The following is an 8,197-nucleotide window of genomic DNA, read 5'->3' as shown; positions in this document are numbered from 1 at the left end:
TTCAGGGGCCGTCCCTGGCGCCCGCCTTGCTCCGCGCCATCCCTGGCGCTGCTGCAAAACCACACCTTGCCTACCCGGCCTTACGAATTCCGAGTTAGCGCTGGCTGGTCAGTTCATGTCAAATTGAGTTAATACCAGCCCGTATTCAGGCTCTCTTCGCCACCGGCCCTGCCAGCACGGCCTCTGTATGCTGGTGCAGAATATCCATCTCATCCTTCAGGCCCGGTTCGCCGGCCAGTACCTTCTGCTCGTCCAGGATATCGCTGAGGATTTCCCTGGTGGTCAGCGGGTTGGCCAGTACCACCCGAAACACGATGCAGGGGAACTTGCCGTAGCGGGCCGGCTCCAGCCGTGTCCGTGAGACGAACGCCTTGCCCCGTTCCCGCTGGGTCTTCTGGATGTATTTTGTGACCCGGTTCAGGCTCATGTTGATGCGCTCGGCCTGGATTGAGTCGGCAGCGGCCAGGGCCTGCTGGACCCGGGCCGGACAGTAGCGGTAGGTGAGGATGTTCAGCTCCGGCGCTGTCACCAGCTCGAAATCCGGGTGCTCGGTGATCATCTCCGCGAAGGTACGGGCCTTGTCGATGCCCTGGTTGATCAGGATTTCGTAGCCTTCCCGGGCCAGGATCTTCAGGCCCGAGTGGATCAGCATGGACATGCCCGGCCGTGAGCCTTCCAGGGTGTTGCTGCCCAGGTCCCGGGAGCCCTTGCGGATAATGTACTGGGCATGGTGCTCCACCGCACTGGCCATGGTGGGATCGCGGAAGACCACCAGGCCCACGCCCATGGGCACGTAGAGCTGCTTGTGGGCGTCGAAGGTGACGGAGTCCGCCTTCTCGATGCCCCGCAGGAGTGGCGCGTGCTGCCGTGAGAACAGGGTGGGCCCGCCCCAGGCGGCATCCACATGGAAATGGGCGCCGAATTCCCGGGCCACGTCCGCCATGGCGTCCAGCGGGTCCACGTTGCCGGTCTCGGTGGTACCGGCAATACCGCAGATGGCCATGATCTTCACTTTCTGGCGCTGCAGCTCCAGGCACTTGTCCCTCAGGTCGTCGATCTGGATGCGGTTGTCATCGTCCGTATCGACAGGGATCAGCGCATCGCGGCCTAGGCCCAGCACGTCGGCGGCCTTGCGCAGGGAGTAGTGACCGCGGCGGGAGACCAGGATGGCGGCCCCGTCATGGCCATAGTATTTCAGCGCCCGGAACAGGCCTTCCTGGTGCAGGCCGCGGAAGCTGCCTTCCGCCGGGAAGGCCCGGTTGCGGGCGACCCACAGGGCAGTCAGGTTGGCGACAGTGCCGCCGGAGCACATGGCCCCCAGGGCATGACGGGGGTCGTGCATCCACTTGCGGTAATAGGCGCCGTCCTGCTGGTACACCAGCCGGTGGATCATGCCCAGTACCTGGCGCTCCATGGGCGTGAACGCCTTGGAGGTTTCCGTCTTCACCAGGTTCTGGTTCAGGGCAATCATGATCTTTGACAGCGGCAGCATGAAATAGGGCAGCGCCGAGGTCATGTGCCCGATAAAGCTGGGGGAGGCGGTGTGTACGGAGTTGGCCACCAGCTTGTCCAGCAGGAACTGGGCCTGCTCGGACACGAAGATGGGCTTTTCCGGAATGGCGGAGTCGGAGAAGTTCTTCTCCACCTCGCTGAGGTCACGCTCGACCGCAACGATATGCTCCTGCAGGAAACCGGCAAGGTTACCCGAGATATTCTGGTCAATCCGGCTCAGGGTGGATTCGGGGGCCTCGGGTACGGTAAATACCCGATACATCGCCTCTACCGACGCCTGGGCTGACTTTTTCTTACCGGTCATACGCGCCACGCAGTCTGTGGTATCCCCGGGCGTGTCTTCCTGTCGCCCGGAGACTCTACGGAACTTTTATCAGGGGCGTCGTATCCTCGCCCCAGCACGGGTCCGTGGTCAGGGCCGCGTAGTATACGGCGTCATGCCATTGGTTGCCAAGCGAACAGTCCTGTCCGCACTGGCCCTTATAGCAGCTCCCGGTGGACCTCGAGTACCGGCGCGTCGATGCGTTGCTCGATCGCCTTCTCCACCTGGTCGAGCCGGGCGGTGAGCTGCTGTGAGGTGCCGCCAATGGCAACGATGCTCCACACGGCACTGTCCAGTGTCTCATAGTCCCCGGTTTCCGCCACGGCCAGGTCCGGTTCCCGGCCCCAGACGGCCCGCATGGGCGTGAAGACCTTGCGTTTGGCCTTCAGGTCCTCCACGCCGTACAGCTGGAAGTGCAGCGTGACGATGCCGATATGGGGTGTGATGCTGGTGGGAGCGGCTTCCCGCTCCGCCAGCAGTTTGCGAAACGCATCAGACATGGGGGGTTGCCCGCTCCACAATGGCTTTCGCGTCCACGCCGTTGGGCAGGGCGCCGATGTTATGGATGCCCTGGCTGTCGATGCGGGATGCGCAGTAGGCGTCGGCCACGGCCGCCGGTGCGTTGCGGATCAGCAGCGAGGCCTGCAGCGAGACCGCCAGTCGGTCCACCAGGTCCCGGGCCTGGAAGGCAATTTGGTCCGGGTTGCCCATGGCACCGCTGAAGTCCTTCACCAGCCGGTCCACGAAGCCGTCGAATCGGCGGTCGCTGCCCCGGGCCTGGTTTACCTCCGCCAGGAAGGCGTCCAGGCTCTCCGGCGACTTCTGCAGGGCCCGCAGGGTGTCCAGGCATTGCACGTTGCCGGAGCCCTCCCAGATGGCGTTCACCGGGGATTCCCGGAACAGTCGCGGCATGATGCAGTCTTCCATTACCCCGCTGCCACCAATGCACTCCATGGCCTCGTAGGCATGGTTGGGGGTGCGCTTGCAGATCCAGTACTTGCCCACCGGGGTGGCGAGCCTCAGGAACAGTTGCTCCTGCTCGTCGTTGCCGGCATCCAGGGCCCGGGCCACGCGCATGGTGTAGCTCATGGCCGCCTCGTTCTCCAGCGCCAGATCCGCCAGTACATTCTGCATCAGGGGCTGGTCGCTGAGCCGGGCGCCGAAGGCGCTGCGGTGATGACAATGATGCAGGGCCTGGGCCGCTGCCTGGCGCATGCCGGAGGAACTGCCGATCATGCAGTCGAAGCGGGTCATGGCCACCATCTCGATGATGGTGGGCACGCCACGGCCTTCCTCGCCAATCATCCAGCCCAGGGCGCCCCGCAGTTCCGCCTCGCTGGAGGCGTTGGCGACGTTGCCCATCTTGTTCTTCAGGCGCTGGATCTGCCAGGGATTCTTGGTGCCGTCAGGGAGCCAGCGGGGCATCAGGAAGCACGACAGACCACCCGGGGCCTGGGCCAGCACCAGGAAGGCATCGCACATGGGCGCGGAGACGAACCACTTGTGCCCCACCAGTTCATAGGCCTGGCCGGAGCCTTCCCTGCCGGTGGGAATGGCCCGGGTGGTGTTGGCGCGCACGTCACTGCCGCCCTGTTTCTCGGTCATGGCCATGCCGATGGTGACGGAGCGTTTCTCCGAATCCGGCACGTTACGGGGGTCGTAGCTGTAGTCCAGGATTTTCGGGGCCCAGGTTTCCGCCAGTTCCGGCTGCTTCATGATGGACGGCATGGAGGCAAAGGTCATGGTAATCGGGCAGCCGTGGGACGCTTCCACCTGCGTATGCAGATAGTACTTGGCTGCCCTCGCCACATGGGCGCCAGGGCCGGGCTTCCGCCAGGGGCTGCTGTGCAGGCCGTGTTCGGTGGCCAGGCGCATCAGCTCGTGATAGGCGGGATGGAAGCGGACTTCGTCGATACGGTGACCGAACCGGTCATGGGTATGGAACGTGGGCTTGTTGTCATTGGCCTGGAAGCCCAGCTCTATGATGTCGGGACGGCCGGCCAGGGCGCCGAAATCCGTCAGTTCCTGTCGGGCCCAACCCGCGCCCTCGCGTTCGATGGTTTCCTGGAGGGCCCTGTCCTGCAGGAACAGGTTGTAGTTTTCCAGCGCCGGAGGCTGGTTGAAGACCTCGTGGGTCTGGGCCAGCCACTGATCGGGAGAGAATCCGGATTCAGCAGGGTTTGGCTGCTTGGCGTTCATGTTAATGCCTCTCGGGGGTAACGGCTTGTCTTTATTATGGAAATTCGATGGATCAGGCTATCGTTCCGGTCGGTTACAAAAAGTTACAAAAAAGCCTTTGCGACACGATAGCGCTGTCATCTTTTACTGATTATAAAGACGCCAAGACGCTCATGCACGCCATGCTTGTGACCAGCATGGCAAAGAGGCGTCGAACAGGAAACGGCCATCGGACTGCCTGGCGTTCCGGGGCGCGTTTCATTGAGCACAGGGGGCAGTGACGGGCTCCCGATTTTCGCTGATGGAGGTCAGTGTCCCTTAACATAAGTTCGCAGCATTTCAGAGGCTGTGTCAGGTGCTACTACAAGGCGCGCTCCGCCGGGAATAGTGGTTCTATTTCCAAGGGACGCAACACCGTAGTAGCACCTGACACAGCCTCCCGGAGGGCGAGCCATACGACGCCCCTGGCAGTGTTGCGACTCTTGGCAAGGGCCACGGCCATTCCCGGCGAGCCGCGCCTCGCCAGGGGCGTCGTATGGCACGCTGAAATGCTGCGAACTTATGTTAAGGGGCACCAACCATGAGTGAATTGGATGAAAACAGTCTGGAGTCGGCAAGCGGCTGGAACGAGATGGAGGATGATCATTCCATCGCCGGTCGTAAACGAATCCGGGCCCAGCTTGAAGCGGATATCCAGGCGTTCCTGAACGGGGGAGGCCGGATTCAGCAGGTCGACACCAGTTTCCGTAACGATGCCCCCCGCAAGGTCGAGGTGGGCTTCAACAACCGCAGTTTCTGATCAGGCCCGGGCGTTGCTGGCGACTGTCAGCAACGCTCCGCCCGCTGTTTTCCACGTCCGGCCGCTCCTGTGTCGCGGGGGACGATGCGCACTCTTATGTTTCAGGTCATGCCCCGGTAACATCGTGATGTGTATGATAGTCCGTTAAACAGTCCAGTTACGGAGGCTTTTCGTGTTTTCACTTCCCAATCGAGGTTATCCCGGCACCCGTCTGCGCAGGAACCGGGTGGACGACTTTTCCCGTCGGCTGGTCAGGGAGAACCAGCTCAGCGCGGATAACCTGATCTATCCGGTGTTCGTGCTGGAGGGGGAAGGGCAGCGGGAGGCCGTGCCGTCGATGCCCGGCGTGGAACGCCTGAGTATCGATCTGCTGCTGGAGCATGCCCGCGAGGTGCATGACCTGGGCATCCCCGCCATTGCCCTGTTCCCGGTGGTGCCGCCGGAGAAGAAAGACCTGGACGGATCCGGTGCCTGGGACCCGGAAGGCCTGGCCCAGCGGGCCACCCGTGCCCTGAAGGCGGAATTGCCGGGGCTGGGGGTGATCACCGATGTCGCGCTGGATCCGTTCACCACCCACGGCCAGGACGGCATCCTGGATGATAGCGGCTACGTGCTGAACGACCGCACCGTGGAAGCCCTGGTGAAACAGGCCCTGTCCCATGCCGAGGCGGGCGCCGATGTGGTGGCACCATCGGATATGATGGATGGCCGCATCGGCGGAATCCGCCAGGCCCTGGAGCAGGTCGGCCAGGTGAACACGCGGATCCTGGCCTATTCGGCCAAGTACGCCTCGTCCTACTATGGCCCGTTCCGGGATGCGGTGGGCTCGGCCGGCAACCTGGGCAAGGGCAGCAAGGAAACCTACCAGATGGACCCGGCCAACAGCGACGAGGCCCTCCACGAGGTGGCCATGGACCTGGCGGAAGGCGCCGACATGGTGATGATCAAGCCCGGCATGCCCTACCTGGACATTGTCCATCGGGTGAAGGCCGAGCTGAAGGTACCCACATTTGTCTACCAGGTCAGCGGCGAATACGCCATGCACATGGCGGCTGCCCAGAATGGCTGGCTGGATGGCGACAAGGTGATGATGGAAAGTCTGATGGCCATGCGCCGGGCGGGTGCCGACGGCATCCTGACCTATTTTGCGGTGCGGGCGGCACGCCTGCTCAGGGGAGGCTGACATGAGTATGGAACAGGTACCGGAAGTCGGGAAGGTGGGCGAAGTGGCCGCAGTACCTGAACCGGTGGAGGTGCCGGAGCAGGTACTGGACCTGACCGCCCGGGAGAACTATTTCAACCGCGAACTGAGCCACCTGCAGTTCAACTACCGGGTCCTCAAGCAGGCCCTGGATGAACATCATCCGCTGCTCAACCGCCTGATCTTCTGCTGTATCTTCAGCAGCAACATGGATGAGTTCTTCGAGATCCGCGCGGCCGGCCTGCGTCAACAGATGAAATATGGCCGCGAGATGGTGGGGCCGGACGGTATGCTGCCGGAGCAGGTGCTGCAGGAAATCAGCCAGGTGGCCCATGAGTACATTTCAGAACAGTACGATATCCTCAACAAAGTCCTGATCCCGGAAATGGAACGGGAGGGTATCCACTTCGTGCGTCGCCGCGACTGGACCCCGGCCCAGGCGGAGTGGGTACGCCAGTACTTCGAGGACGAAATCCTGCCGGTGGTCAATCCCATCGGCCTGGACCCATCCCACCCGTTCCCGCGACTGGTCAACAAAAGCCTCAACTTCATTGTCGAACTGGATGGCAAGGATGCGTTCGGCCGGGAGACGGGCATGGCCATCGTACCGGCGCCCCGGTCATTGCCCCGCCTGGTGCGCCTGCCCGATGACGTCTGTGATGGCGGCGACAACCTGGTGTTCCTGTCGTCCATGATCCACGCCCACGCCGATGAGCTGTTCCCGGGCATGGAAATCAAGGGCTGCTACCAGTTCCGCCTGACCCGCAATGCCGACCTGGAGCTGGAGGACGACCTGGAAGACCTGGCCTCGGCCCTGCGCGGCGAATTGCTGAGCCGGCGCTTCGGCGACGGGGTGCGGCTGGAGGTGGCGGACAACTGCCCCGAGGAACTGATCCAGTTCCTGCTGCACCAGTTCGGCCTCACCGACCGGGATCTGTACAAGGTCCATGGCCCGGTGAACCTGACCCGGCTGATGGCCGTCAGCGGGCTGGTCAACCGGCCGGATCTCACCTATCCGGGGTTCTCGCCGGCGGTGCCCAAGCCGATCCGCAACAACGAAGTGATTTTCGACGCCATCCGCAAGCAGCCGATCCTGCTGCTGCACCCCTACGAGAGTTTCACGCCGGTGGTGGATTTCCTGCGCCAGGCCGCCAAGGACCCCCAGGTGCTGGCCATTCGCCAGACCCTGTACCGTACCGGGGCCGACTCGGAGATCGTCGAGGCGCTGATGGATGCGGCCCGTCGCGGCAAGGAAGTGACCGCGGTGATTGAGTTGCGCGCCCGGTTCGACGAGGCGGAGAACCTGGAGCTGGCCAGCCGCCTGCAGGAATCCGGGGTGGTCGTGGTGTACGGGGTGGTGGGGTACAAGACCCACGCCAAGATGATCCTTATTGTGCGCCGCGAGGAGGGCCGCCTGAAGCGCTACGTCCACCTGGGGACGGGCAACTACCACGCCGGTAACGCCAGGCTCTATACCGACTACAGCTATCTGTCCGCCGATGACGCCCTGTGCGATGACGTCAACAAGCTGTTCCAGCAGCTGACCGGCATGGGCAAGGCCCTCAAGATCAAGAAACTGTTCCACGCGCCCTTCACCCTGCACCGGCGGCTGATCGAGATGATCGACCGGGAAGCCGGCTTTGGCAGCGACGGTCGCATCATCTTCAAGTTCAACGCCCTGACCGATCCGGAAGTGATGCTCGCCCTGTACCGGGCCTCACAGGCCGGTGTGAAGATCGACCTGATCATCCGCGGTATCTGCTGCCTGCGGCCGGGGGTGCCGGGGCTGTCGGAGAACATCCAGGTGCGCTCCATTATCGGGCGTTTCCTGGAGCACACCCGGGTCTACTGGTTCGGCCACAATGGCAAGCCGGAGGTGTACTGCTCCAGCGCCGACGGTATGGTCCGCAACCTGGTGAACCGGGTGGAGGTGGCCTTCCCGGTGGAGGAACGCAGCCTGGTCAATCGCCTTGAGGAAGACCTGGATGCCTGTTTACGTGACAACTGTCAGAGTTGGGTCTTGCAGCCTGACGGACGTTACCTGCAAAATCAGCCTTCACCGGAGGAGGAGCGCTTTGCGTCCCAGCTGGTCCTGCTGGACCGGCTCAGTGCCAAGTGATCCGGCGCCGGTTTCGCAGCCCGTTCACCAGGACACGGGCGGGATCAGTAGACAGGGAGGTCTGAA

The 8,197-nt window shown here is 63.0% G+C and carries 6 protein-coding genes; 3 read left to right on the top strand and 3 right to left on the bottom strand.

All coding sequences use genetic code 11. The annotated features are described in order from the left end of the window. Window positions 1-145: 145 nt before the first annotated feature. From panP to RO069_RS18645, 3 genes are all read right to left on the bottom strand, one after another. Window positions 146-1,816: a pyridoxal-dependent aspartate 1-decarboxylase PanP gene (panP, locus tag RO069_RS18655; protein ID WP_328189587.1), complete on the bottom strand. Its 1,671-nt coding sequence runs from the start codon at window positions 1,814-1,816 to the stop codon at window positions 146-148. Between the two features lie 176 nt (window positions 1,817-1,992). After that, window positions 1,993-2,334: a DUF503 domain-containing protein gene (locus RO069_RS18650; RefSeq protein WP_328189586.1), complete on the bottom strand. Its 342-nt coding sequence runs from the start codon at window positions 2,332-2,334 to the stop codon at window positions 1,993-1,995. Beyond that, on the bottom strand, window positions 2,327-4,033 hold the full coding sequence (locus RO069_RS18645; RefSeq protein WP_328189585.1) for an isovaleryl-CoA dehydrogenase: 1,707 nt from the start codon (window positions 4,031-4,033) through the stop codon (window positions 2,327-2,329). The genes RO069_RS18650 and RO069_RS18645 overlap by 8 nt, the downstream gene beginning before the upstream one ends. Before the next feature lie 559 nt (window positions 4,034-4,592). On the opposite strand from RO069_RS18645, the gene RO069_RS18640 reads away from it, so the two are divergent. The 3 genes from RO069_RS18640 (at window position 4,593) to ppk1 (ending at window position 8,131) form a co-directional block, all read left to right on the top strand. Next, window positions 4,593-4,811, top strand: coding sequence for a hypothetical protein (locus tag RO069_RS18640; protein ID WP_328189584.1), 219 nt, complete (start codon window positions 4,593-4,595; stop codon window positions 4,809-4,811). A 172-nt stretch (window positions 4,812-4,983) separates the two neighbouring features. Next, window positions 4,984-5,994, top strand: a complete 1,011-nt coding sequence (hemB, locus tag RO069_RS18635; RefSeq protein ID WP_328189583.1) for a porphobilinogen synthase — start codon at window positions 4,984-4,986, stop codon at window positions 5,992-5,994. A gap of 1 nt (window position 5,995) precedes the next feature. Further along, window positions 5,996-8,131, top strand: coding sequence for a polyphosphate kinase 1 (gene ppk1 / locus RO069_RS18630; RefSeq protein WP_328189582.1), 2,136 nt, complete (start codon window positions 5,996-5,998; stop codon window positions 8,129-8,131). Window positions 8,132-8,197 lie beyond the last annotated feature (66 nt).

It is taken from the genome of Marinobacter sp. OP 3.4, assembly GCF_036224885.1.
Classification (GTDB): domain Bacteria; phylum Pseudomonadota; class Gammaproteobacteria; order Pseudomonadales; family Oleiphilaceae; genus Marinobacter.
Note: the sequence above shows the minus strand (reverse complement) of the source record. Positions and strands in the feature narration are given on the sequence as shown.

Coding starts and splice junctions, on each gene's coding strand:
- panP (WP_328189587.1), bottom strand. CDS start 1,816: ATGACCGGTAAGAAAAAGTCAGCCCAGGCGTCGGTAGAGGCGATGTAT.
- RO069_RS18650 (WP_328189586.1), bottom strand. CDS start 2,334: ATGTCTGATGCGTTTCGCAAACTGCTGGCGGAGCGGGAAGCCGCTCCC.
- RO069_RS18645 (WP_328189585.1), bottom strand. CDS start 4,033: ATGAACGCCAAGCAGCCAAACCCTGCTGAATCCGGATTCTCTCCCGAT.
- RO069_RS18640 (WP_328189584.1), top strand. CDS start 4,593: ATGAGTGAATTGGATGAAAACAGTCTGGAGTCGGCAAGCGGCTGGAAC.
- ppk1 (WP_328189582.1), top strand. CDS start 5,996: ATGAGTATGGAACAGGTACCGGAAGTCGGGAAGGTGGGCGAAGTGGCC.